This window comes from Candidatus Nitrososphaera gargensis Ga9.2 (assembly GCF_000303155.1).
GTDB classification, from domain to species: domain Archaea; phylum Thermoproteota; class Nitrososphaeria; order Nitrososphaerales; family Nitrososphaeraceae; genus Nitrososphaera; species Nitrososphaera gargensis.
In genome coordinates, this window is the sequence record NC_018719.1 from 1,080,624 (window position 1) to 1,102,019 (window position 21,396).

The 21,396-nt window shown below is 50.0% G+C and carries 27 protein-coding genes, 1 tRNA gene and 1 other RNA gene; 13 read left to right on the plus strand and 16 right to left on the minus strand.

The features are described from left to right. Window positions 1-20: 20 nt before the first annotated feature. Window positions 21-941 carry a hypothetical protein gene (locus NGAR_RS06415; protein WP_148681075.1) on the plus strand — a complete coding sequence of 307 codons (921 nt, stop codon included), beginning with the start codon at window positions 21-23 and terminating at the stop codon, window positions 939-941. A 109-nt stretch (window positions 942-1,050) separates the two neighbouring features. Next, window positions 1,051-1,203: a hypothetical protein gene (locus tag NGAR_RS17340; protein ID WP_187147700.1), complete on the plus strand. Its 153-nt coding sequence runs from the start codon at window positions 1,051-1,053 to the stop codon at window positions 1,201-1,203. Here NGAR_RS17340 and NGAR_RS06420 read toward each other — a convergent pair. The 3 genes from NGAR_RS06420 to NGAR_RS06430 are packed head-to-tail and all read right to left on the minus strand — an operon-like array spanning window position 1,200 to window position 3,109. After that, window positions 1,200-1,730, minus strand: coding sequence for a PUA domain-containing protein (locus NGAR_RS06420; protein WP_148681076.1), 531 nt, complete (start codon window positions 1,728-1,730; stop codon window positions 1,200-1,202). The two genes, NGAR_RS17340 and NGAR_RS06420, sit on opposite strands and share 4 nt — an antisense overlap. Further along, entirely contained in the window at window positions 1,727-2,683 is a 957-nt protein-coding gene (locus tag NGAR_RS06425; protein WP_015018864.1) for an NOL1/NOP2/sun family putative RNA methylase, read from the minus strand. Before NGAR_RS06425 ends, NGAR_RS06420 begins: the two co-directional genes overlap by 4 nt. Before the next feature lie 33 nt (window positions 2,684-2,716). Continuing rightward, window positions 2,717-3,109 carry a hypothetical protein gene (locus NGAR_RS06430; protein WP_148681077.1) on the minus strand — a complete coding sequence of 131 codons (393 nt, stop codon included), beginning with the start codon at window positions 3,107-3,109 and terminating at the stop codon, window positions 2,717-2,719. 350 nt (window positions 3,110-3,459) lie between these two features. Here NGAR_RS06430 and NGAR_RS06435 point away from each other — a divergent pair, with 350 nt between their 5' ends. The 4 genes from NGAR_RS06435 to NGAR_RS17345 all read left to right on the plus strand — a co-directional run bounded on the left by NGAR_RS06435 (window position 3,460) and on the right by NGAR_RS17345 (window position 5,577). Beyond that, window positions 3,460-3,834 carry a hypothetical protein gene (locus NGAR_RS06435; protein ID WP_148681078.1) on the plus strand — a complete coding sequence of 125 codons (375 nt, stop codon included), beginning with the start codon at window positions 3,460-3,462 and terminating at the stop codon, window positions 3,832-3,834. A gap of 67 nt (window positions 3,835-3,901) precedes the next feature. Next, entirely contained in the window at window positions 3,902-4,759 is an 858-nt protein-coding gene (locus NGAR_RS06440) for a DNA adenine methylase (protein ID WP_015018867.1), read from the plus strand. A 57-nt stretch (window positions 4,760-4,816) separates the two neighbouring features. Continuing rightward, a complete protein-coding gene (locus NGAR_RS06445) occupies window positions 4,817-5,221 on the plus strand; it encodes a PRC-barrel domain-containing protein (RefSeq protein ID WP_015018868.1) in 405 nt (134 codons plus the stop codon). 206 nt (window positions 5,222-5,427) lie between these two features. Next, on the plus strand, window positions 5,428-5,577 hold the full coding sequence (locus NGAR_RS17345) for a hypothetical protein (RefSeq protein WP_015018869.1): 150 nt from the start codon (window positions 5,428-5,430) through the stop codon (window positions 5,575-5,577). 401 nt (window positions 5,578-5,978) lie between these two features. Here the strand turns inward: NGAR_RS17345 and rnpB are convergent. Together rnpB and NGAR_RS06455 are read right to left on the minus strand one after the other, a co-directional pair. Continuing rightward, an RNA gene (gene rnpB / locus NGAR_RS06450) (RNase P RNA component) lies at window positions 5,979-6,259 on the minus strand. A 32-nt stretch (window positions 6,260-6,291) separates the two neighbouring features. Further along, window positions 6,292-6,798: a DUF367 family protein gene (locus tag NGAR_RS06455; RefSeq protein WP_015018871.1), complete on the minus strand. Its 507-nt coding sequence runs from the start codon at window positions 6,796-6,798 to the stop codon at window positions 6,292-6,294. 45 nt (window positions 6,799-6,843) lie between these two features. Here NGAR_RS06455 and NGAR_RS06460 point away from each other — a divergent pair, with 45 nt between their 5' ends. After that, window positions 6,844-8,187, plus strand: a complete 1,344-nt coding sequence (locus NGAR_RS06460; RefSeq protein WP_015018872.1) for a DEAD/DEAH box helicase — start codon at window positions 6,844-6,846, stop codon at window positions 8,185-8,187. On the opposite strand, the gene NGAR_RS06465 is transcribed toward NGAR_RS06460, so the two are convergent. Then, window positions 8,182-8,838: a hypothetical protein gene (locus tag NGAR_RS06465; RefSeq protein WP_015018873.1), complete on the minus strand. Its 657-nt coding sequence runs from the start codon at window positions 8,836-8,838 to the stop codon at window positions 8,182-8,184. The genes NGAR_RS06460 and NGAR_RS06465 overlap by 6 nt on opposite strands. Before the next feature lie 89 nt (window positions 8,839-8,927). On the opposite strand from NGAR_RS06465, the gene NGAR_RS06470 reads away from it, so the two are divergent. Next, window positions 8,928-10,085 carry a 3-hydroxyacyl-CoA dehydrogenase family protein gene (locus NGAR_RS06470; RefSeq protein WP_015018874.1) on the plus strand — a complete coding sequence of 386 codons (1,158 nt, stop codon included), beginning with the start codon at window positions 8,928-8,930 and terminating at the stop codon, window positions 10,083-10,085. Between the two features lie 538 nt (window positions 10,086-10,623). On the opposite strand, the gene NGAR_RS06475 is transcribed toward NGAR_RS06470, so the two are convergent. Further along, window positions 10,624-11,142: a TIGR00725 family protein gene (locus tag NGAR_RS06475; RefSeq protein WP_015018875.1), complete on the minus strand. Its 519-nt coding sequence runs from the start codon at window positions 11,140-11,142 to the stop codon at window positions 10,624-10,626. An 82-nt stretch (window positions 11,143-11,224) separates the two neighbouring features. On the opposite strand from NGAR_RS06475, the gene NGAR_RS06480 reads away from it, so the two are divergent. The 3 genes from NGAR_RS06480 (at window position 11,225) to NGAR_RS06490 (ending at window position 13,259) form a co-directional block, all read left to right on the plus strand. Beyond that, window positions 11,225-11,863 (plus strand): phosphoribosyltransferase, encoded by a 639-nt coding sequence (locus tag NGAR_RS06480; RefSeq protein ID WP_015018876.1) that lies wholly within the window; start codon window positions 11,225-11,227, stop codon window positions 11,861-11,863. Window positions 11,864-11,897: 34 nt separating this feature from the next. Continuing rightward, window positions 11,898-13,145: an adenosylhomocysteinase gene (gene ahcY / locus NGAR_RS06485; protein ID WP_015018877.1), complete on the plus strand. Its 1,248-nt coding sequence runs from the start codon at window positions 11,898-11,900 to the stop codon at window positions 13,143-13,145. A 39-nt stretch (window positions 13,146-13,184) separates the two neighbouring features. Further along, window positions 13,185-13,259, plus strand: a tRNA-Val gene (locus NGAR_RS06490). A gap of 328 nt (window positions 13,260-13,587) precedes the next feature. Here NGAR_RS06490 and NGAR_RS06495 read toward each other — a convergent pair. The 6 genes from NGAR_RS06495 to NGAR_RS06515 all read right to left on the minus strand — a co-directional run bounded on the left by NGAR_RS06495 (window position 13,588) and on the right by NGAR_RS06515 (window position 16,401). Next, window positions 13,588-13,977, minus strand: coding sequence for a hypothetical protein (locus tag NGAR_RS06495; RefSeq protein ID WP_015018878.1), 390 nt, complete (start codon window positions 13,975-13,977; stop codon window positions 13,588-13,590). 176 nt (window positions 13,978-14,153) lie between these two features. Beyond that, on the minus strand, window positions 14,154-14,321 hold the full coding sequence (locus NGAR_RS06500; protein WP_015018879.1) for a 50S ribosomal protein L40e: 168 nt from the start codon (window positions 14,319-14,321) through the stop codon (window positions 14,154-14,156). A gap of 58 nt (window positions 14,322-14,379) precedes the next feature. Beyond that, window positions 14,380-14,544, minus strand: coding sequence for a hypothetical protein (locus NGAR_RS17350; protein WP_187147701.1), 165 nt, complete (start codon window positions 14,542-14,544; stop codon window positions 14,380-14,382). Between the two features lie 39 nt (window positions 14,545-14,583). Then, window positions 14,584-14,916, minus strand: coding sequence for a cupin domain-containing protein (locus NGAR_RS06505; RefSeq protein ID WP_015018880.1), 333 nt, complete (start codon window positions 14,914-14,916; stop codon window positions 14,584-14,586). Continuing rightward, window positions 14,913-15,461 carry a hypothetical protein gene (locus NGAR_RS06510; protein WP_015018881.1) on the minus strand — a complete coding sequence of 183 codons (549 nt, stop codon included), beginning with the start codon at window positions 15,459-15,461 and terminating at the stop codon, window positions 14,913-14,915. The genes NGAR_RS06505 and NGAR_RS06510 overlap by 4 nt, the downstream gene beginning before the upstream one ends. Before the next feature lie 73 nt (window positions 15,462-15,534). Then, window positions 15,535-16,401 (minus strand): SIMPL domain-containing protein, encoded by an 867-nt coding sequence (locus tag NGAR_RS06515; protein ID WP_148681079.1) that lies wholly within the window; start codon window positions 16,399-16,401, stop codon window positions 15,535-15,537. A gap of 346 nt (window positions 16,402-16,747) precedes the next feature. On the opposite strand from NGAR_RS06515, the gene NGAR_RS06520 reads away from it, so the two are divergent. Beyond that, a complete protein-coding gene (locus NGAR_RS06520) occupies window positions 16,748-19,048 on the plus strand; it encodes a beta-propeller domain-containing protein (RefSeq protein WP_148681080.1) in 2,301 nt (766 codons plus the stop codon). A 42-nt stretch (window positions 19,049-19,090) separates the two neighbouring features. Here the strand turns inward: NGAR_RS06520 and NGAR_RS17355 are convergent, their stop codons facing one another. The 3 genes from NGAR_RS17355 to NGAR_RS17360 all read right to left on the minus strand — a co-directional run bounded on the left by NGAR_RS17355 (window position 19,091) and on the right by NGAR_RS17360 (window position 20,143). After that, window positions 19,091-19,267, minus strand: a complete 177-nt coding sequence (locus tag NGAR_RS17355; RefSeq protein ID WP_015018884.1) for a hypothetical protein — start codon at window positions 19,265-19,267, stop codon at window positions 19,091-19,093. A 296-nt stretch (window positions 19,268-19,563) separates the two neighbouring features. Then, window positions 19,564-19,899 carry a hypothetical protein gene (locus NGAR_RS06525; protein ID WP_148681081.1) on the minus strand — a complete coding sequence of 112 codons (336 nt, stop codon included), beginning with the start codon at window positions 19,897-19,899 and terminating at the stop codon, window positions 19,564-19,566. A 76-nt stretch (window positions 19,900-19,975) separates the two neighbouring features. Beyond that, window positions 19,976-20,143 carry a hypothetical protein gene (locus NGAR_RS17360; RefSeq protein WP_187147702.1) on the minus strand — a complete coding sequence of 56 codons (168 nt, stop codon included), beginning with the start codon at window positions 20,141-20,143 and terminating at the stop codon, window positions 19,976-19,978. Window positions 20,144-20,620: 477 nt separating this feature from the next. On the opposite strand from NGAR_RS17360, the gene NGAR_RS06530 reads away from it, so the two are divergent. After that, entirely contained in the window at window positions 20,621-20,995 is a 375-nt protein-coding gene (locus NGAR_RS06530; RefSeq protein ID WP_187147703.1) for a response regulator, read from the plus strand. The last annotated feature ends 401 nt before the right edge of the window (window positions 20,996-21,396 follow it).

Sequence of the window (21,396 nt, forward strand, 5' to 3'; positions counted from 1 at the left end):
CGCAGACCGACAATGCCAAAGTGTCTTACATTGGTGTCAAGACCGTCACCATTAGATACCCTGAGGGCAGCTCGCTGGCACAGGAACTCAACGGCAAGAACGAGCGCATCCAGTTTGAGCTGAACGGAACGACCAGCAGCCAGGACGAATCTGGAATGAGCGAGGTTATCAGTGCGGTTAACAGAGCGTTCATAGCAGCTCAAAGCCCAGTCCAAGTAGAGCAGGCTGCAATCATTTACACTGCTGTTCTGAGGGGGGGTCCACAGAGCACGCTAATATCCTATAGAGTTGATCTTCAGCCCACCCTGGAAAGGTATCTTATCACCACCGACTCGTCAGGCGATATTATCGACCTTGAGTGGAGGGGCATCGTCGTACAAGAACCGCTGGTTGTCACCGCTCCTGATATCGGCAGAATAAATATCAACTATCCGATAGGTCTTTTGGAGGCATTGTATCCTTCAATTGCAGAGAAACTGGCTAACAGCCCTGCTAGCACTGTATTGGAAGATCCAATATTGAACTTTGATGACTTTAACGCCCCAATGGGCTCATGGCATAGGTTGTTTGATCCTGTTGGAACCTATGGAACCAGTGTAGGATTGGACACAGGTGGTGCCAAGGCACTATCTGTCTATTCGCTTGGTGAAAGCAGTCTGAGGGAAGGCGCGCATACCGAGACTGAAAAGGACGCAGATGCAACTATTGACGGAGCTCAAGTAAATGTTCATTCCACCACACCACCTCCAAGCGGCCAGATCACGATTGCAGGGTATGCAAACCATCAGGAAAATGAAGGGGCCGAATTTGCAATAGTTACGGCTGAAGCTCCTGCAGGGGCGCAGACCTCAACTGGCGGATTCCCGATCCAAGTGCTCTTGGTTCTTGGTGGCATGATGGGTGCAGTGGCCATCTTTGTGCTACTCAAGGCGAGAAAATAGGTAGAAAGAGAAAGAGCTGCGCCTGCCCACCACTTAATTTTATTTCACAAGCAGGTACATACAATATCAATCACAATGCCTATTATCTAAAATCAATCTTGTCCAGTTAATGAGGACGGAAGAAGAGACAAAATACGACCTCAATGAGCGGATATTCGAGCTATATGACAGCGGCATGTCTGTTGAAATCATCTGCACCCGTCTCGACACAACGGCCGATTATGTCAACTCTGTGCTTAGCAACGTTCCTACAGAAACCTAGCCCTCTTCTCTTAGATAATAACCCGCGTCAGCTACGGTTGTCACCGTTATCCTTCCCTTCTGCAAAAGTGACCTGCCTGCAAACCTAGTTCTCCCAATCCCTATGGCTTCAAGCCTTCTGTTGAGCACTATTACGAGCTCGTTTTCGTCCAGCATGTCAGATGCCTCCACTATGGACTCCCCCATAATGTCCCTGCCGTAGAGGACCAGCTTTTCAGCATTTTCATTCACGACGATGTAAAATTCATTCCTTTTGCCTGACCTTGCGAAAAGGTCGGCACCTGCCATGGAAGGTACAAACTGCTTTTTCAGCTCGCCAATGACAAGCCCTGCAAGGTACGGTGGCTGCATGCGCATAAATGGTTCCAGCTCGCCGGGCACAAAGCACACTGCCTTGCTGCCACCATCGTCATTTTCCTGTATCATTAGCGATTTATCTTTAAAGAACTCAAAAGTTCCCCATCTGTCAAGGGCCCTGTTTATCCGCGTCCTTTCTTCCCTTGATGGCCTGCGGTATGTATTCATCATCCAACCTTCAGCCTCGCTATGAAAAAGCCAGTGGTGTCATGTATGTGTGGGTATAGGCGCCGGGCGTTTTTTAGCCGGCCATCAAACACTATGTCGCCAAACCTTGTCAGCCCACTGGTACCATATTTCAGAGGCTCGATCGTGATGTTGTCAAATTTCTGCAAGAGTCTATCCACCACCATTTCATTTTCTTCTGGAGCAAACGAGCAGGTCGAGTAAACCAAAATGCCGCCGGCCTTTACCATTCTTGCCGCTGCTTCGATCAACCTGTCCTGTCTACTTGCGCAGAAATCAATGTCCTGCCGCGTGTGGCTTGTCTTCCTTGTTGTGTCCTTTGCTATCACGCCTTCACAGCTGCACGGAGCGTCAAGCAGGACCCTGTCAAATTTTGCCTGCAGTTTTTCCACTTCTAGCCCATCCATCCTCAGTATGCACGTGTTGTACACTCCGCAGCGCGCAAGGTTGAACGACATTGCCCTAGCCCTCCTGTCATTGGGCTCAAGCGCAACTATCGAGCCGGTATTTTCCATCCTCTGTGCCATGAATGTCGTTTTGCCGCCCGGCGCCGCCGCTATGTCGAGCACTATCTGATCCTTTGAAACATCAAGTGCATCAACCGCCATGCATGAGCTGAGATCTTGGATGTAATAGTGGCCAAGGAGGTATTCGTTCGTCGCGCCGGTTGCCATCGGTGCCTTTTCCACCGCAAGCACTTCTGGGATGACGGTTCTTTTCAGCTCAAACCCTTTTGAGCGCAGGCGGGCTTCAAGCTCGTCTCTGCCTATCTTGAGCGTATTGACCCTGATGTATTGCGTCGGCGGCCTCTCCATCCTGTCCATAAAATCCTGTATGTCCGGCACGTATTCCAGAAACCGGCTAACAAGCCATCTGTCATAGCCATACTTAGCGGCAAGGCTCGCCGACTCGGCCGAATCTGGAAATATCAGTGTCACGCCAAGCAGTGCTTCTGTTTTTTCTCATTTATATTATCTGCCGGCTCCCGGCAGGCCGAGGACTTTGGTGGGCGAGCGGTAGTCGCTTTCGATCATGATCCCTTCGTTTGTCTTGACCCTTACCTTGGAGACCTGAGTTTCGGGGTCAGGATAGAAGTAATATGACTGCCCCGGATTCAGAAATGATTTTTCTTGGATGTCATTTGCGCCCAGCTCTACAATGATGCCTGTCAGTTGTTGTGTGCCTACGTTGGTCATCCTTATCCTGTACTGGATCCCGATATCCGTAGTATCCTTTATCGCGTCAACTTCAAGCGCAAACGGCGGCCTGTTAATCTGCTGATACACGATATAGCCAGCTACTGCTGCCACGGCTGCTACGATGCCGGCAAAAATGACCGCCCGGTGCATATATATACAGTTCATTGGATGGAGATGGTATTAAGATTATTTTATACAGCACATCTTCTCGCAGGCTGCGGTTTTTTATGTATTTTAGCAGAGTCAAAATTTCCATCGACCTTGTAATAGTGGATCATGTTTTCTATGGTCTGGTCGTCATAAACACGGTAGTTGTATTTCTTGGACTTCTCAGGACGAGTTTGTGCTAAGCCTCTGCCACCCAACCCCTTAAAGCTATTGCTGGTTGATAAACTTGTATTGCTTATTATACGATGCTCGGGACACGATTAACAAGAGCAACGCTCTAAATAAAACGAATATGACATCGCTGTCTACTCTTTAAATCCATTAATTGCCCGGTTGATATCGGGTAGATGCATCCGGATGATCTGAATGTCGTGTGGCTGTGCCGTGAATGCGGACGCAGTTTTGCCTTCAATTCAGATGTAGAGGATCACAAGCGGCAGTTCGGCCATTCAAAAATGATGCTATACGACTTACAGGCTGACACCAAGAAGGCGCCGCCAATTCTCATCCGTGGGCGGGTGTCGCTTGACTTTAGGATTAACGGCGGGGTGTCACAGGTCATTATCGACTACGAATACTATCCGTCCAATGACACCCTCAATTATGTTGATGTCAGGTACACCAACAACAAGCTCAAGTCCAAGGTGGAAGGTGACCCTACGATGATGCGAAACATAGACAGCTACCTGCGCAGGCTCTTGGCTCAGAACCCGCCCGCCTGAACCCTAGAACTGCTGCAAAAACCCTTTGGCAAAGTTTTAATAAAATCATCCAATTCTGGAAAAGTGGATGCAGGCCGTCAAGTCGCAGATCGGACTGAAAGAGGCTGCACCTTTTGTCAAATGGGCCGGCGGGAAAACCCAACTGCTGCCAATACTTGATGCCCACATACCGCAGTTCGTAAGGTACTTTGAGCCTTTCCTTGGAGGCGGCGCGCTCTTTTTCCACCTTGCCTCAAGGTTGCAGTTCAGCGCGCACCTTTCAGACGCAAACCGTGAGCTTGTCAATGCATACAACATGGTAAAACGCGACGTTGAAGGGCTGATCGGCCTGCTTGAAAAACACGAAAAAAACTACAAGAGGGCGCCGGCAGAGTATTATTACCAGCTCCGATCCGCACGGCCAGATGGTGACATGAAGTCTGCCGCAAGGTTCATCGCGCTCAACAAGACTTGCTACAACGGCCTCTACAGAGTAAACAGAAGCGGGGAGTTCAACGTGCCAATTGGAAGGTACAGCAACCCCGCCGTCTGCGACAGGGATCAGCTACGCAGAGCCAGCATTGCCTTGAACTACTCTGATGCCAAGATCGTCGCATGTGACTACAAGCATGCGCTGAAAAAGGCGCGCGAAGGTGACTTTGTCTATCTGGATCCGCCGTTCAACCCTCTGAGTGAGACAGCCCACTTTGTCGACTATACTAAAAATGGCTTTGGGAAAGAGGACCAGATTGAACTTGCACAGGTGTTCCGTGAGCTTGATAACAAAGGATGCAAGGTGCTGCTGAGCAACTCTGACACCAAGCTCACAAGGGAGCTTTACTCTGGGTTTGACCAGAGCAGAGTGCGTGTGCTTCGCGCGATCAGCTGCAAGGGATCCAGGCGTACCGGCTACTGGGAGCTATTGATCCGCAACTATGCGCTATAGCCAAGTTGCAGAACTCTTTTCTCCAATCTTTATAGCAGATATTTCGCAGCCGATTGCATGAGTGACGGTCCGACGATCCTTTGGGAGCAGCTGAAGGGCAAGAGGGTCAAGACAAACGACGGCAAGGACCTCGGGGAGATTAAAGAAGTGACACAGGACTATATCCGCCTTGAAAAGGGCGTCGTGGACAAGGATAAGTTCTGGATTCCAAAATATGTGGCCGACGCGTACGACGGCAAGGTTCTCTGGCTTTTGGTGAGCAGCGACGACATCGCAAAGGGGTATTCGTACACGACGCAGCCGGCAAGAGAGCAGTACATGCGCGAGTTTGAAACGTTCAGGTCGACTCCGTACGGGCAAAAGGCGACATACCTGCCGGATTTCGAGCAGAACATACGTGTGACAGAAGAGAGAGCTGGCGCACAGGGCGCAGGCTACAAGAACATTCGCGATTTGGATTGAGTGCGTGCCAGTAGAAGAAGTGCTTACCAAAAATAACAAGCATAATTAAGGCGACATGTCTAGCATTTGGATGCGTTACCTGTCCGATGACATTAAGTAGGACATGCAACCTCTCTTTTTGAGAGGGGTTTCTAGAATTTTATTAGTTAAAACATATGCATGACTCTTAAATATGAACATTCTAGAGCTTCATTCCATTTATTCAAATGTCAGGAGATCCAGAAAGGCTCAAGTGGTACATTTGCCGCATCTGCGGCGCAAAATTTGCTTTCGTATATGATAAAGAACAGCATGCCGTGCAGACCGGCCATGAAGAATTCAGTGAAAAAGAAATGAACAATTCCGACAGAGCTTGAGCTATTGTATGTGTTACGTGAGCGATAGGTGGTTCGATATGTACTAGGATCGTATCTAGAAATATATTATAGAACATTTTATTAGGCCATGCCTATTCTGCGAGATATGGCCAAGAGCCATAAAATCCTGTTTCGGACCGCTTTACATGTACATAATATTCTTCTTCGTGGCCTGTCTATGCGACATATACTTTCGCATGTCTGAAAATGAGAATAGCATCGCTTTGCAGCTCTTGCAAAAGTAGGTCCGCTCTGTCATTTGTCTGATTTGCTGTGCAACAGGGAGATATGCTCTATGATGGCAGTTATTAGAACACTGTAGAGTTGTCAAAAAAGTGACAACGCTTGTTTTTTAATAGCATGCCTATAATTAGCGATTTGCTATCCAATAAAATAATTGTGCGTGCCAGCAGTAACCCTCCTTCTGTTCTAAGCGGGATTCCGCTGAGCAGCCAACCTGAGCTGTTGCAGGGACTTGGGCTCTGTTTGGCCTTGCTCCACCCGGGTCGGCAGTTTCATTCCAGTATCAGGAACCTCAGGCTATTCGCCATCACCGTGTGCGCCCTGACTGGATCTCTTGTCTGTTCCGTCGCCAGCCGTCTCCGGCTAATTATCGCTAATTCGGGTGCCTGCAGTGAGGGAGGAGTTTCCTCTCTTTCGAGTGACCCGCCCACTGGCTCGCACAGAAAAGTTGTGCAGAATTAGTATTAAAACCTAGGCTAGCTGCGGGAAATACTCTTTTTCCAGCTGTTCTACCTGCTCTTTCGTGTCTGCATTTGCATAGTCCTCAAGCAGGCTGGAGTTCAGCTCTAAAAATGTGTGGCCCCACTTGAACTTGTCCATCAATTCTGCGGCCAGTTTCTTTTCGCCCAAGATGTAAAGCGCGCCTGCGAGGGCCTCTGCGCTTGATAGCTTGCCCAGCTTGGCATAGTTGGTAGGGTTTGCGGCAAGCATCGCCGGCAGCCTCCTTCCGATGCCCTGCGAAATCAGCCGCTGGCTCTTTAGCACCTCGTCTGCTCGCTCCCACGAGCAGTCGATGGCGCAAACCGAGTCCGCCGTTGCAGAGTCGTTCTTTGTGACTGGAGTCCGTGAAAAGGGATTGAGCACAATGGTGTTTTTGCGTATGAACTTTACTTGCTCTGCCAGACGGAACTTGGCAAGCTTTGCTGCTGTGCACTTGAATGGGTCGTCCTGCCTGAGCATGTATACAAGCGGCTTCACTGTGCGATATCTTCGGGCACGAGATCATTAAAGTTTTTATTCGCTTTGGGTTCAGCTGTTGCGTTGCCGCCGGCGATATCTGCAATCCAGTTCCCGTTCGAGCTGAAAAAAGATCAGCTGGAAGCGGCAGAAGCTTGGATCGGGAACGGCTGCAGAGGCTCTGTCATTTTCAGCACCGGCACCGGCAAGACTGAGATTGCGTTTGAATGCGCAAGGCGAGCGGCCGAGTTATCGGGACAAGACCGGTTCCCGATCCTGTTCCTTGTGCCAAGGATCGTGCTTGTCGAGCAGAACGTCCGGCGCCTTCAGGCATACAGCATACCTGACGACTATATCGGGGTCTACTATGGCGAGCGCAAAGACGTACGTGAAATTACGATAAGCACATACCAGAGCGCGATCAACAACCATCACCTCATCCGGAGCGCAAGGATGGTGGTGCTTGACGAAGTGCACCTTGTAAGCGAGAGTGCAGTCGCGTTTGACAGCATATTTGATGTTATTGTTGAGGATCCGGCCAAGGCCATCCTCGGCCTCACTGCCACTATCAATGAAAAGGACCCGAAATACCAGACGATACTGACGGTGGCGCCACCAGTCAAAAAGTATATGATAAAGGACGCAGTAACCGATGGCAGGCTGGCAAAGCCGGTTGTCCAGCCCATTCAGGTCAATTTTACGCCGGAAGAGCAAAAGATCTATGACGAAGCGAGCGCGGCCATAAAAGACATCTCTAGAAAGCTGCAGGCCTACGATCCGGTGAAAATGACAAAGATACTGATGCGCGGCGGGTCGCGTGGATCGATGGCAAAAATGTGGTTTGCACACGTGAGAAAGCGGAAAGAGCTTCTGAGCGCGACTGAGCAAAAGCTGCTCAAGGCGGCAGACCTTGTCAGGCGCCATCCAAACGAGCGCATCATGATCTTTAGCGAGACTATCGACTCTATTCAGCAGTTGAAGGATCTGCTTGAGGATAGCGGCATACCTGCACAGACAATCCATAATGGGATCAAGCCAAGGGAGCGACAGGAGATACTGGAGAGCTGGGGCAAGGACTACTTTCCGCTCCTGTCCGTGCACACGCTTGAAATTGGGTACGACGTGCCACAGGTGGGAATCGCCATCATTATCGCAAGCACGTCCAATATGAATCAGGTAGCACAGAGGATAGGGAGAGTCGTTAGAAAAACAGAAGGAAAAGATCAGGCGCTCGTATATGTCGTCTATGTCAGCGGCACCAAGGACGACAACGTGCTCAAAGTGGTCAAGGCGGCGATTGAAAAGGACGGAAACGAAAGAAAGGCTGCTGTCCGCGCCCCTGCGGCAAGGGACAGCAGCAACAAGAGGCCAGCGCACGGGCAAAGGACGCTGACAAAATTTCCGTCATAGATCCATGCCTGTGGAAAGCATGCCTCCCACTTGATCGAAGTACGAGTCAACGTCCATCTCGACTACCTTGCCTGCGTCGATGTTTATGATGTAAATGACGTGCAGCCGGCCGTTAAGTATCTCGTCCTCTGTCACCGGCGGGTTCTTGTAATACCTGTCGCACAGCGCCTTGACCTCCTTGATCTCGCTCGCCCGCCTGTCCTTTGGGGGCCGCCTGAACAGCTCAGGTATTGGAAGGACGCTGACTGGAGGGGTGGCAAGGACAAACTTGTTGGCGTACTTGCTGTAGCGCCCGATCTTGCTTGCTATCCTTGCAGCATAGTACGACAGCGGGTCAAGCGCATGCTCTGGCGGGATAAAGCCGGTCTCGATTTCAACAATGGCTGCCCCGTCGCCCTTTTCCGCATACACGTCGCAGACCAGAATGTCTGTTAACTGCTTTTCCACATCGACCTGATAGCCATAGTGGATCAGGTGCTTGGCGCACACGAGCTCCATCGCAGAGTGGTTTATCTTGACAAGGTTGCGGCTATACAGGTCAATGAGTCGGTTCTTTACAAAGTCCATCCTCTGCACCACTTCCTCGGACTCGCCGGCAGACATCCTGCCTGAAAGCGATGTCACGTCGGCTGTAAAGCGCTCTAGGTCCAACCGTAACAATATGGCATGGGTCTGGCTTTAAAGGTGATGCTCGATATTAGTAACATTAAAAATTACCTGAGAGCCATGCCTCTGTTGTAATGTCGCTCTCAACAATCAACAAGATAACCGTCCTTGGCTCTGGCGTGATGGGCCACGGCATTGCGCAGGTTTCCGCGATGGCCGGGTACAACGTTGTTCTTCGCGATATCGAGCAGTCGTTCCTTGATAAGGCGATGGAAAAGATCAAGTGGTCGCTCAGTAAGATGGTTGAAAAACAAAAGCTGTCGCAGGCAGACGCCGACAGGATCTTTGCGCGCATCACGCCCATAGTAGACCTGAAGCAGGCGCTAAAGGGCACAGACCTGCTCATCGAAGCTGTGCCGGAGGACATGAACCTGAAGAAAAAGGTGTACGCGGAGGTCGATAGTTTTGCAGAGGCCAAGACACTTTACGCTTCAAACACGAGCACGCTTCCGATAACTGAGATGGCGGCGCTTACGAGCAGGCCAGACCGCTTTATCGGCCTGCACTTTTTCAACCCGCCACAACTGATGCCGCTGGTCGAGGTGATACCCGGCGGCCGGACCAACCAGAGCATGGTTGACATGGCAATGGGATTTGTGCAAAAGGTGGGCAAGCAGCCGGTTCTCTGCAAAAAGGATGTCGCCGGCTTTATCGTAAACCGCGTCTTTATCCCGCTCGTGCACGAAGCAGTCTACTGCCAAGAAAGGGACAATAACGTGCCAATGACCACTATCGACTCTGCGGTCAAGTTCAAGATGGCCTTCCCAATGGGGATATTCGAGCTTGCTGACTATACTGGCCTTGATGTTATTCACAAGGCAACTGTCGAGATGCATTCCCGGGACAGCAAGGTCATACGCCCGCATCCAAAAGTAAAGCAGCTGTTTGATGAAAAGAGCCTCGGCCAGAAGACGGGCAAGGGCTTTTACGAATACAAGGGCGACAAGTACGAGCGCATAAACCTGACAGAGCAGGAAGCCGCAAAGTATAACCCGATCGCTCTGCTTGCGGTGGCAGCCAATAATGCCGCCTGGCTCATTTCAAGCAGGGTCTGCAGCAAAGAGGATCTGGAAAAGGCGCTGAAGCTTGGCATGGGGCTGAAGAAAGAGCTGTTTGCCACCGTGCGGGACTTTGGTCCGAGCAACGTGGTCAACACGCTAAGAGACCTTGCGGCAAAGCATGGGTCGTTCTACGAGCCTGACCAGTACCTCGTCAACTATCGAGGGGGGTAAGTCCTTCTATAAGCATATACAGAAAATCTTAAATGCGTACGAGTCGTATAATAGAGTGCCAACTGGCCGAAAGAGAGGAACGATCTGTCACGCAGAATCTGCGCAACGGGTAAAGGCTCGCTGCGTCCAAAGACGTGACAGCTGCCATCTCTAGGCGCACAGGTAAGACACATGTTCTACGGAACATGTGTAACAGTCTAAACCTGCGATGGCAAGGGCAAACCACGGGGTTGCTACGGAACCTGTCATGGCAATCTTGAGGGCAAGCCACATGTCTTCGAGCGCCAGTTCGGCATTTTACTTTTCCAGACTCAATCATGTTGTTATTGTGTTTTGAAGCCTCTTATCCGAGGATTGTTTCTGCCCTAATTTCTAGGGCGTGCAATTCATACTGTTTTTGAGTATTGTGGGCAATGGGTATAAAACTTGGCGTGGCCGTTGTACTGCCACACTCTTGCAATTGGGGCATCGGAGTTCGATCATGTATGTATTGCAACTGATAATATTTATGAAAACCTGCAGGTGGACTTCCGGAACTCTATTGGTGTTTTTGCCAGTTATGGTATTTTTCTAGAATCACCTGTACAGCTTCTTTTGCGTCTTTTGCAATTACTATTTGTGCCCTTTTGCGCTCATCCAAAAACTTGCCGCCGTACATGTCGGCCACACCTCCGCTCCCAGCCATAGCCACGATGATCTTTTTCGTCATGTATCCGACTCCTAGTTCAATCAGCGTCCCGACGCCGCCTCCAACAGCGATTATGCCGTCGCCGGACGACGCGACAATAAAGTCTCTGGCATAGCCAATGCCGGTGCACACCACGATGTCGCAGTATTGGTTTGCATACGAGAATTCTTCCTGTGGTATTATGCCGACAGTAGTGCCGCCGTTCTCTTTTGCACCCCTGCAGGCAGACTCCATGACGCCTCCAAGGCCGCCGCACACTAGAACTGCTTCTGCCTTCGCAATCTCCTTGCCCACTTCATAGGCCACCTTTCTTGCATTTTCAGTGCAGTCCTTGTTGTAGCCAATCACCGAGATCTGTAGCTTGCGCACAGGTATGTTTGCAACTTGTCCACTGAATTATAGTTTTTGTGGGAGTGCCAAGACTTAAAACAATGGAGGGCGAAATTACAGCATGAAGAAGTTCCGCGACAGGGTCGACGCAGGCAACCTTCTTGCAGAGAGGCTGGCAAAAACCTCGCACACCCATGTTATAGTGCTTGGCATCCCGCGTGGAGGAGTGATACTTGCAAACATTGTAGCAAAAAAGCTTGGCGCGGACTTTGACATCGTGATACCGCGGAAACTCGGCGCGCCAGGGAATGAGGAGCTTGCGATAGGGGCTGTGATGGAGGACGGAACGTCGTACATCAACCGTTACATTGTCGATGCGCTACGCATCTCACAAGACTACGTCGAAAGTGAAACGGCGCGCCAGGCCGCAGAGATAAGACGAAGGTCGGCAGCCTATCGAAAACCCGGCGCCTACCGCATAGCCGGCAAGAACACGATTCTGGTGGACGACGGGATAGCCACCGGAGCCACAGTCATTGCGTCTGCAAGGTGGGCAAGGAAGCAGAGTCCTTCAAGGCTCATAGTTGCCGTGCCGGTTGCGCCCTCACAATCTGTCGAAGCGCTTGAGCAGGAAGCCGACTCTGTCGTTGTGCTTGCCACGCCACGGGACTTTACGTCTGTAGGGCAGTTTTACGAGGAGTTTGCGCCAGTCTCTGATGAGCAGGTAATGGAGATAATGCGCTCAAGGGGGCTGCTGTAGAACTAATATATGGCATGTATATTTTCTCATTCGAATGGAATTCCGTGTCAAAGACCTTGCACTTGCCGAGGAAGGCAAGAATCGCATTGACTGGGCAGAGGCCCATATGCCCGTGCTGGTGGCGCTGCGCCAGAAATACGAAAAGACCAAGCCATTGAAGGGCATCAGGGTCGCCGGGTGCCTGCATGTGACAAAGGAGACAGGCGTCCTTGTCAGGACGCTCAAAGCGGCCGGCGCCGAGCTTTCATGGTGCGGCTGCAACCCGTTGAGCACGCAGGACGATGTCGCGGCATCCCTAGCCAAAGACGAGGGCATCGCGATATTTGCAAGCAGGGGGGTAACTTCAAAGGAATATTATGACGACATCCACTCTGCGATGAAACTTGACCCACACGTCACGATTGACGACGGCGCTGACCTCACAGTTGAAATGCACAAGGGAATGCCAAAGTCGATCCGCGGGGGCACCGAGGAAACCACTACCGGCGTTATCAGGTTGCGCGCCATGCAAAAGGCAGGCAAGCTTGCTTATCCTATAATTGCAGTCAACGACGCTGAAACAAAACACGACTTTGACAACATTTACGGCACGGGCCAGTCGGCCCTTGACGGAATAATACGGGCCACAAATATACTGGTATCCGGCAAGAACGTCGTCATTGCCGGCTATGGGCACGTCGGCAAGGGGGTTGCCAGAAGGGCTGCCGGCCTTGGCGCAAACGTCATCGTCACCGAAGTTGATCCTATAGCCGCCCTCAAGGCCAAGCTGGACGGCTACTCTGTTGCCAAAATGAACAAGGCTGCAGAAATAGGCGACATCTTTGTTACAACAACGGGCTGCAAGGACGTCATTGTCGACAGGGACATTGCTAAGATGAAGGACGGCGCAATCCTCGCCAACGCCGGCCACTTTAACGTTGAGATTTCGATACCCGGCATTGAAAGCCAGACCGTGCAGAAAAAAGAGATCAACGACCACACGATGCAGTATTCACTAAAGAACGGGAAGCGGGTATATCTCATTGGCGAAGGCCGGCTCGTGAACCTGGCGGCAGCAGAAGGCCACCCATCAGAAGTGATGGACATGAGCTTTGCAAACCAGTTCCTTGCCGTGTTAAAGCTGGCTCAGCAGGGTCAGACTATGAAGCCTTTGGTCTACAATATCGACAAGGCGCAGGATCAAGAGATCGCACTTGCCAAGCTGCAGTCGATGGGAGTCGAGATCGATTCGCTGACGCCGGCGCAAAAGGCGTACTTGGAAGGATTTGCCGAAGGGACATAGTATTAATTATCGTGCTGGCAAAACCACAGAAAGGTGGATGGATGGGTAGTCTAGCCTGGTTAGGATACCTGTCTCACACACAGGTGGTCGAGAGTTCAAATCTCTCCCCATCCACTCTTTTACTCAAGATCGTATGTGTGCCTATAGATGGCTCTCTAAAAAGATAAAAGTGTGAGTTTTGGGCCCTGCCTCTGCCAGGCAGTTATTCGAACGGGATTGTCGAAAATTCGCTATGGCCAAAGAATAGATCATGATCTTCCGTGTCAGATTTGAACAGGAAGCAAGCATTGCATTTTGTACAAAAATAAATCTTGTCTAGACACTCAATTCCTAACGCTTTCTGTGGTTTAGGCAACTAACATGGCTTTTCAGGATATATCTATAAAACACATTTGGTGTGCAGTGCTAGTAGAAATATCTGAAAATGTGTTCTCTATTCAGCCTAAAGCCTGCTTTCAGAAATGCGCTTCACAAGCAGCATTATTTTTTTCATAATGATTTTGTCAAAGTCGTTCATATTGTGGTCAAACGACACAAGCAACAGGTATCTATCTGCTATGGGTATTACTGCGCCAATCACTTTTTCGTACCTGCTGGCATTGTAGTACATTTTGCCTATATTGCGCGCCCATGAAGGCGTTCTAAAATAGCGCATTGCAGCCTCTAGTGCCTGTCTATGTCCGTTTTCATCTGTAAAAGGTTGTAGGTCATTTCTTGCCTTGCTTGCAACGATGTTGCCAGACCTGTCTACTACTTCGCAGTGGCGTATAGATTTGCTTAACCTTAGCACTACTTCCGGCAAATGGTAAATCTCATCATCATCAACTATCATAATCATTCATTGTGCGCCTAGCATTTAAGGTACATCACTATAGATTTTAGTTCTATAGGTGGAATTCATGGAAAAACAAACTAATTGAAATCTGGACACAGTTTTGGATGTAGTAAACTCACAAGTCCAGATATCCATATTCACACTTACAAATAAGGTAAAAGAAAAAGGATTTTTTACTTCTTCGCTCCAAGCGTCCTGTTCTTCAGCCTCATCTGGCTTCCGTGGCACTTCCTGCACCTTGAGGCCGAGATTGGGTTCTTGCCACCACACTTGAAGCATATCTTGAAGAACAGCTTGCGCTGCTGCGCGATCTGTTTCTTTGCTGCATCCGTAATTGGCATATTTGCTCTTGATGCAATGGAGGGCTCTTTTGTATCTTTCTATTCTACGTCCCTATTTTTATTTGAAGACCGAGCAGAACCCTATGATGGGGTCATTGGCGTTTGTCTGGCCGCCAGCATCCGGGACTGACGGGCAGATGATATCTGGGAAGATATAGAATGAGAAAAGCAGCACTACAAGTACCAGTCCGCCAATGACCAGCAAGAAGGATATTGGAACCATAATATGGTCTGCAAGCATCCTCAATACAAAGCTGTTGGTTCAACCTGTGGACTCTTCTGCGAACATGTAAAGCACTACCAGATCCTCTGTGTTGCCGTAGAACCTATGATGCATTCCTGCTGGCACGAATATTATCGAGCCCTTTTTTACCGGCTGCCACTTGCTCCTGCCAAGCTCCATAAAGCCACTTCCCTCAATAACGTAGTAGAGCTCGTCTGCCGAGTGTGGCTCCTGCGTGTCCTTTTCCCCGGGATGAAGCACGATTATGCCCGCCTCAAGATTCCGTATTTTTAAAAAGTCAAGGAAATAGCCGCCTTCTTTTTCCAGCTGCGCGACCAAGTCCTCTAGCTCGAACACCTTTTCTTCTGTCATCTATTGTATCTGCTCCTCTTCTCTATCATCGACCGGACAAGCTTCATCAGAGCGGTGTGCGTCTCTTCGTCGCGCTTTCTCATGTAGTAATACAATTCTTCAGTGGCCGCGTGGTAATCGATGCCTATGTTCTGCGCCATTTCAAGTGCAATGTACGACATGACCAGCTTGCGGAGCACAATACCCGCCCCATAATTTGCAGTGTCTGCCAGCAGTTCATCAAGCGTGTTCTTGAATTGCGAGTCAATGTACCTATCCTTTGCTTCCCTTGTCTTTATCGCAAAAGTCACTCCCATCATCCTCTGCTTCATGTGAACGTTCTCCACCATCTCGATAAAGCGGTCGTTGAGTTCGGGCTTTACCAGAAGCACTTCTGTCAGCAGGTCTGCCGCATCAGTTTCGCTCAGGTTCATCCTGCCAACAAGCGTAAAAAGTACGTGGCAGGCAGCACAGCTGTTCTCCTTGATACGTGCAGAGTTGCTGGCGATAGCGTCTACCTCATGCGAAATTATCTGCTCTGCTGTCCTTTCTTTCTCAGGATCCAAATCAGTAGAGAAAATTGTCTGCGGCCTGCTAAAAAGATTTTAGAAAAAGAAAAGGGTGAGGGAGAAAGCCCATTTAGCTCATGCGGAAGGTGACCTGAACGGTCATCGAGATTTCTTGCTGGCCCGGAAGTATCGGGGTTGACGATGATGATGTTCCTCTGTCTGCCTGCGCAAGCTCCTTGTAGATGACCGGGAAGTACATGTCGTTCAGGTTGATTGACTTGACTCCTGTGATCTCCATGTTGGCTGCGGCTGCTGCCTTGTCTGCGCGGCTCCTTGCGTTGGCGATTGCGTCAGCGATCAGGCCTCCGCGGATCTCTTCCTGCCTCTCGCTGGAGACAAAGAAGTACGCGCCGTTCACGCTGGTCGCACCAGCTGCAACCGCAGTGTCGATCACCTTGCCTACGTCCTCGTCAGCGTCCAGCGTTACTGTCACGCTGTTCGATGCTACATAGCCTGTGATCTCGTTCTTTGGAGCGCATTCAGGAGGCTGCGGGTAGATCTCGATGCATGGCGGCGACCTCATTTCGTACACCGGCCACACGCTGTACCAGTTTGTGCTTATCTGGTCTTCAGGTATGCCAAGATCTCTTAGAGCCGCCAGGACCTTTTCCATCAGCTCTGCGTTTGCCGCCGCAGCTTGTTCTGCAGTCTCGCCGCGGGTCTCTACTCCGATTGTCACGGATACTTTGTCAGGGATGACCTTCACTGTTGCTGTGCCTGACGTTGAGACTACGGACTGCACAACATTCTTTATCTCTTGTTCACAGACTTCGGCGCCAGTTTCACACTCCAAGTCTACTGGCATTGGATCGTCTGAGTTCTGTGCCTGCGCACTTAGCATCTGGCCGCCAGCGATGCTGGCTGCCACCATGCTGATTGCAAGTATGCCTGCAATCAAGGCAAACATGCGTCTGTTTGTCTTCTTTTGTTCCGACATTTCGGAATTGTTTACTATGATGGATTAGGTAAGCCTAGGTTTCAGAACACCGCCCGGGAGCCTGTTCGCCGTTTCAGAACACCCCATGTACGCTAGAACGGAGCAAAAGATATCTGGATGTATCATAAAATTTGCCGGTTTTTCTGCATCTGTCTCTCATTTGATCGGTCAAACGTCGCATGTTGTGGGCAAATAAGGGGCCTCGTCAGGCGACGATTTTTTACGACAAAAAGTGGAACGATCAGAGCCATTCCAAGCGCTAGAACAGATCGGGCTACTGTTCTAAACTATAGAATTAAGATAGAAAGTATGTTAAGTAATCGCAATTAAGGATGCACGATAGTTGATGGCAAGATATTCCATGTTTGGTATGGCTGGCGTAGGCATTACGGCAGCGATAGGCTTTGTGTTTGCGTTAAGTTCGCTTGGTAACACTCTGATTCCACCTGAAGTGAGCAGCCCGGAAATATTTAATAATGATGATGGTGGCGCTGGTCCAACAGTATTTGCGACTGCGACTCAGGCACTCAAGAAATTCTCTTCCGTTGACGAACTCAAGAGCTACCTTTTGAGCGTTGAAGCAAATAGGGGAGAGCTCGAAACGGCAGCAAGATCGTTCTTTGGCGGCAGCAGCATCTCCAGAGGAGATGTTGTAAACCCCACTGTTACAGATCAAGGCACAGGTCTTGAATCTTTACAATCATCAGCTCCTCCAGCTCCTTCTTCGGCAGATGCACCTAGACTGGCAGTGATAGAAAGTGGTGACAAAGACTACTCTACGACAAACGTCCAAGTGCAGGGAGTCGACGAGCCGGATTTCCTAAAAAATGATGGCAAATACGTCTACATACTGTCCGGGGACAGGCTGACCATAGTCGATGCGTACCCGCCAGAGAACGCGACAATCGCAGTCAAGATAGCGCTTGACATCCAGCAGGGCCAGTATCTGCAGAACATGTTCTTGAATAACGACACGCTGGTGATATTCTACCAGGAATACAGCAGGGACTTTGTGATACAACAGTACGACTTTGCGCCACAGCCGATATCGCGGCCAAATACGCACGCACTCTTGTTGGACGTATCTGACAGGGAGAACCCTCAAGTCCTCCACAACTACAAGGTTTCAGGCAACTACAACAACGCAAGGATGATAGGCGATCAGGTCTACCTGATCACGACAAGCGACCTCTACGACTACCGCAACCCAATACTCCCGCTTGTAAGCGAGTCGTCAAGCACAATAGTCAGGCCGGACATTTACTACTTTGACAACCCTGATCTGTACTACACTTTCAACACCGTGACGTCGATAGACATCACGGCTGACGAGGGCGAAAATGCGGTCAACTCGACCACATTCCTGATGAACCCTGCAAGCACACTGTACGCATCCGAGGACAACATCTACATTGCATACCAGAAGAACCATCCGTATTACTACTACCAGAGCCACAGCAAGGATAGGTTCTTTGAAGCGCTGGTGCCCCTGCTGCCGCAGAACGTGCAGCAAGAGATCAGGGAAATAGAGGGCAACAGCGACCTGACACCATCGGAAAAGTGGGACAGGGTCTCCGAGCTGCTACAGGACACGTACAACCACATGCCCGAGTCGGAAAAGAGGAGGCTGTTTGAAGAGATCCGGCAGGCCCTTGCAGACTATGACGAAAGGATAGCAAAGGAGACGCAGATAACTGTCATACACAAGATCGCGATCGGGCCGGAAGGGATCAGCTACAGCTCCCGGGGCGAAGTTCCCGGCAGGCTGCTCAACCAGTTCTCTATGGACGAGCATGGTGATAGGTTCAGGGTGGCCACGACATCCGAGTTCTACTCGCCGTACCGCGGCTCGACCATGTATAACAATGTCTACGTGCTTGATGAAGCAATGAAGATAGTCGGCAAGCTCGAAGAAATAGCGCGGGGCGAGTCGATATACTCGTCCCGCTTCATGGACGACAGGCTGTACCTTGTCACGTTCCAAAGGATCGACCCGTTCTTTGTTATCGACCTTTCAAGCGACGCGCCAAAGGTGCTGGGCGAGCTGAAGCTGCCAGGGTACTCTAACTACCTGCACCCGTACGACGAAAACCATGTGATAAGCATCGGCAAGGAGACAAAGGAGAACCAGTACGGCGGCATCGAAACGCTGGGAATCAAGCTCGTACTCTTTAATGTGTCAGACGTCAACAATCCTGCAGTGGTAGACGTCTACGAAATAGGCAGCAGCGGCACAGACTCGGAGGTGCTATATGACCACAAGGCACTCCTCTTTGACAGGAGCAAGAACGTACTGTCGATCCCAGTATCGATATACCCTGACTATGCAGGACCAAGGTACACTGAAGATGGTAGGTACATAGAGCCCAAGGTGTGGCGCGGCTTTTACGTCTTTGGCGTCAACCCAGAGGCGGGATTTATGCTGAAGGGCATTGTCGAGCACCTTAACGACACGGGCGACTATTACTACATTTACGGCACGCAAGGAAGCAGATCGTTCTATATCGCAGATGTGCTCTATACGGTGAGTCTGAACAACCTGATCAAGATGAACGATCTGCAGAGCCTTAACAAGATCAACCAGCTGGAGATAGGGCCCTCCGGCAGCATAATTAAGTCGCCCCAGCTTGAGGACGATACAAAGTAAGAGCTGCGCCGCTAGGTAGGCAAAAGCTTGTTCTGCAAGACACTACCGCTTTATGGATGCGCCCTTGATCTCGCTCAGAAAGCCATAAAAGGTGATCTGGTGCTCCTTCTGGCACTTGCTGCAGACAAGCGTGGTTGATTGGGCATTGTTGCCGCCTACAACCCGGTCGATATATTCTATAGTCTTGCCGCAGCTACACTGGAATTTCCCGGGTGCCAAACAGTACAGGAGATTGTGGCAGCCGCTATTATATTTTTTTACAGGTGCAGCCTCCACTACATTAACAAGGTAGTGAATCCAATGGTTAGCTCTCGTTCACACACCTGCTGATATAACAATCGAGTGAAACACACCACAGATGTACAACAAACAGTCCTGCCAGGAATGCGGCGCCTCTCTCATCCTGCACTCGTTGTGCAGCGTGTGCGGAGAGCATAGCAACTGGGTGTGCGCCCAGTGCGGCAGGATAGAGGATTATGCCAATGTCAACTGCAAGAGATCACGATAGCAGAGAGCTAACTCATGTTGCTCCTCATCCTCTTGTCGTACGCCTCGATTATCTTTACGAGAGCTTCGTCTTCCTCCTTTACCGCGGCTAGGAACTCATCAAAATAGCCGTTCTTTTTCAGCGCCTTGACAGTGTCGACAAAGCCCTTGTCATGAGCCTGCTCCATTTTCTTGACCTTGGATAAAAGCGACCCGTCCTGAGCAGATCTGACGAGTGTCTGCTGGATCAAGAGCCGGTTATACCTGCTTGCAGCGAAATAGCGCCGGAAAACGTTCATCCTCTCCTGTTTGTCTTCTGCCCGGGCAAGCTCTTCAAGCAAAAGTTGATGATGAGGAGTGGTCACGGCGTACCAGCAAAATCCTGAAATAAAAATGCCGCTATTTCACGAGTCTCTTTCGGCTGCATAGACCTGCCTTGGGTCAGAATAGCCGCGCTCCTGCACGTAGATCCAGTTCTTGCCACATATTGTGCACGTTATCTTTTGCAGAAAATTCAAGCTCATGGTGGCTAAAGCGTATCTGGTAGTGGCGCTTGTGCGCCTCCATTTCCCTGAGCGTGTCAATGTGCCTGACAGAGTTCTCAGTCAATAGGAGGCATGCGTTTCCATGACAATATATTCATATTCCATAACATTCCTTCTTGCAAATTTAAGTAATTGATGCTTGCATGATTGCCATACTGCAAAATGGTGCCTGATAAAAAGCGTGAGCTTCGGGACCTAATAGACGAGGCGTAGAGAGCCGGGTCAACTTAAGTCGTAGGCTTGCCGATGAAATACTGGAAAAGATACAGGACCAGAACCAGCAGTATTTCTTTGAAAGGCTTGGAGCGGAGCCGCGGCAGGCAGAACCTGATCAAAAGGCCAGCAACATACAGGGAGTGATGCATCACCGGGTTATGACAGATGTGTACAAATCAATAATTGAAAAGTGTTTTTGCTAGCCGGCATTCTATAGAATAATTTTTCGCAGATGATATAAACTCGTAGCTTGTTTTCACTGTGGCTTTGATGTCCAACGCTCTTGTCGCAGGAACAACAGCTGTCGCCGGGGCGGGGTATTGAGTTGTCTCGAGCACAGTCGATATTGGTAGTGGACGACGAGCTGGATATTGTCACCATCTTTCGCCAAGCGCTGAGCAGGTATGGCTATTCTGTCTTTGGCTTTACTGACCCTACACTGGCTCTTGAGCATTTCAGATTAAACGCCCAAGACTATGCCCTTGTGATATCGGACGTGCGTATGCCGCAGATGAGCGGCTTTGAGCTTGCTGCGAACATCAAGGCGATCAAGCCGGACGCAAGGATAGTGCTCATGTCAGCGTTTGAGGTTAGCGATTTGGAGTTTTCAACATCTGCTGTCAAGACAAGCGACTTTCTCAGAAAGCCAGTTGATATCCGGACCCTTGTGCAAAAAGTCAAGGGCGCAATGGCGAACTAGTATGTGCACTCTCTTGTCATGAGATGTGTGTTGTTTTCATTGCAGCGCGGTGGCTAAGTTCTCATATCTTGCAAGAGCGATAGCAAAGAGGTGCTAAACATTGCACTTTTAGAATGTAGTAGAACATTGCATGTACATCTATAACGAATAGAGGACTTATGCATATTGAGGCATCATTCAACAATGGCAACAACCGTTCTTGACATGCATTCAAAGAAATACCCAATTGAGGTCCGACAGCAGATGCTTGAATCATCTTGCTGCGGTAATTGCAAGTCAAAACCGGTCCCAATATTTTCAGATCGATGGGGATTTCTGTACTGAATGCTGGCAAATAATCACACATCCAAATGTTGAATACCATCTATGATGCTAGAGGATGCCAAGTCTTCGTACATAGT

What these genes read in the sequence shown, in the direction of transcription:
- NGAR_RS06470 (WP_015018874.1), top strand. Translation starts at nt 8,928, where the DNA reads ATGTCGCTCTCAACAATCAACAAGATAACCGTCCTTGGCTCTGGCGTG.
- NGAR_RS17345 (WP_015018869.1), top strand. Translation starts at nt 5,428, where the DNA reads ATGTCAGGAGATCCAGAAAGGCTCAAGTGGTACATTTGCCGCATCTGC.
- NGAR_RS06520 (WP_148681080.1), top strand. Translation starts at nt 16,748, where the DNA reads ATGGCAAGATATTCCATGTTTGGTATGGCTGGCGTAGGCATTACGGCA.
- NGAR_RS06445 (WP_015018868.1), top strand. Translation starts at nt 4,817, where the DNA reads ATGAGTGACGGTCCGACGATCCTTTGGGAGCAGCTGAAGGGCAAGAGG.
- NGAR_RS06515 (WP_148681079.1), bottom strand. Translation starts at nt 16,401, where the DNA reads ATGTCGGAACAAAAGAAGACAAACAGACGCATGTTTGCCTTGATTGCA.
- NGAR_RS06505 (WP_015018880.1), bottom strand. Translation starts at nt 14,916, where the DNA reads ATGACAGAAGAAAAGGTGTTCGAGCTAGAGGACTTGGTCGCGCAGCTG.
- NGAR_RS06440 (WP_015018867.1), top strand. Translation starts at nt 3,902, where the DNA reads ATGCAGGCCGTCAAGTCGCAGATCGGACTGAAAGAGGCTGCACCTTTT.
- NGAR_RS06495 (WP_015018878.1), bottom strand. Translation starts at nt 13,977, where the DNA reads ATGATAGTTGATGATGATGAGATTTACCATTTGCCGGAAGTAGTGCTA.
- NGAR_RS06480 (WP_015018876.1), top strand. Translation starts at nt 11,225, where the DNA reads ATGAAGAAGTTCCGCGACAGGGTCGACGCAGGCAACCTTCTTGCAGAG.
- NGAR_RS06420 (WP_148681076.1), bottom strand. Translation starts at nt 1,730, where the DNA reads ATGATGAATACATACCGCAGGCCATCAAGGGAAGAAAGGACGCGGATA.
- NGAR_RS06435 (WP_148681078.1), top strand. Translation starts at nt 3,460, where the DNA reads ATGCATCCGGATGATCTGAATGTCGTGTGGCTGTGCCGTGAATGCGGA.
- NGAR_RS17340 (WP_187147700.1), top strand. Translation starts at nt 1,051, where the DNA reads ATGAGGACGGAAGAAGAGACAAAATACGACCTCAATGAGCGGATATTC.
- NGAR_RS06430 (WP_148681077.1), bottom strand. Translation starts at nt 3,109, where the DNA reads ATGAACTGTATATATATGCACCGGGCGGTCATTTTTGCCGGCATCGTA.
- NGAR_RS06500 (WP_015018879.1), bottom strand. Translation starts at nt 14,321, where the DNA reads ATGCCAATTACGGATGCAGCAAAGAAACAGATCGCGCAGCAGCGCAAG.
- NGAR_RS17350 (WP_187147701.1), bottom strand. Translation starts at nt 14,544, where the DNA reads ATGGTTCCAATATCCTTCTTGCTGGTCATTGGCGGACTGGTACTTGTA.
- ahcY (WP_015018877.1), top strand. Translation starts at nt 11,898, where the DNA reads ATGGAATTCCGTGTCAAAGACCTTGCACTTGCCGAGGAAGGCAAGAAT.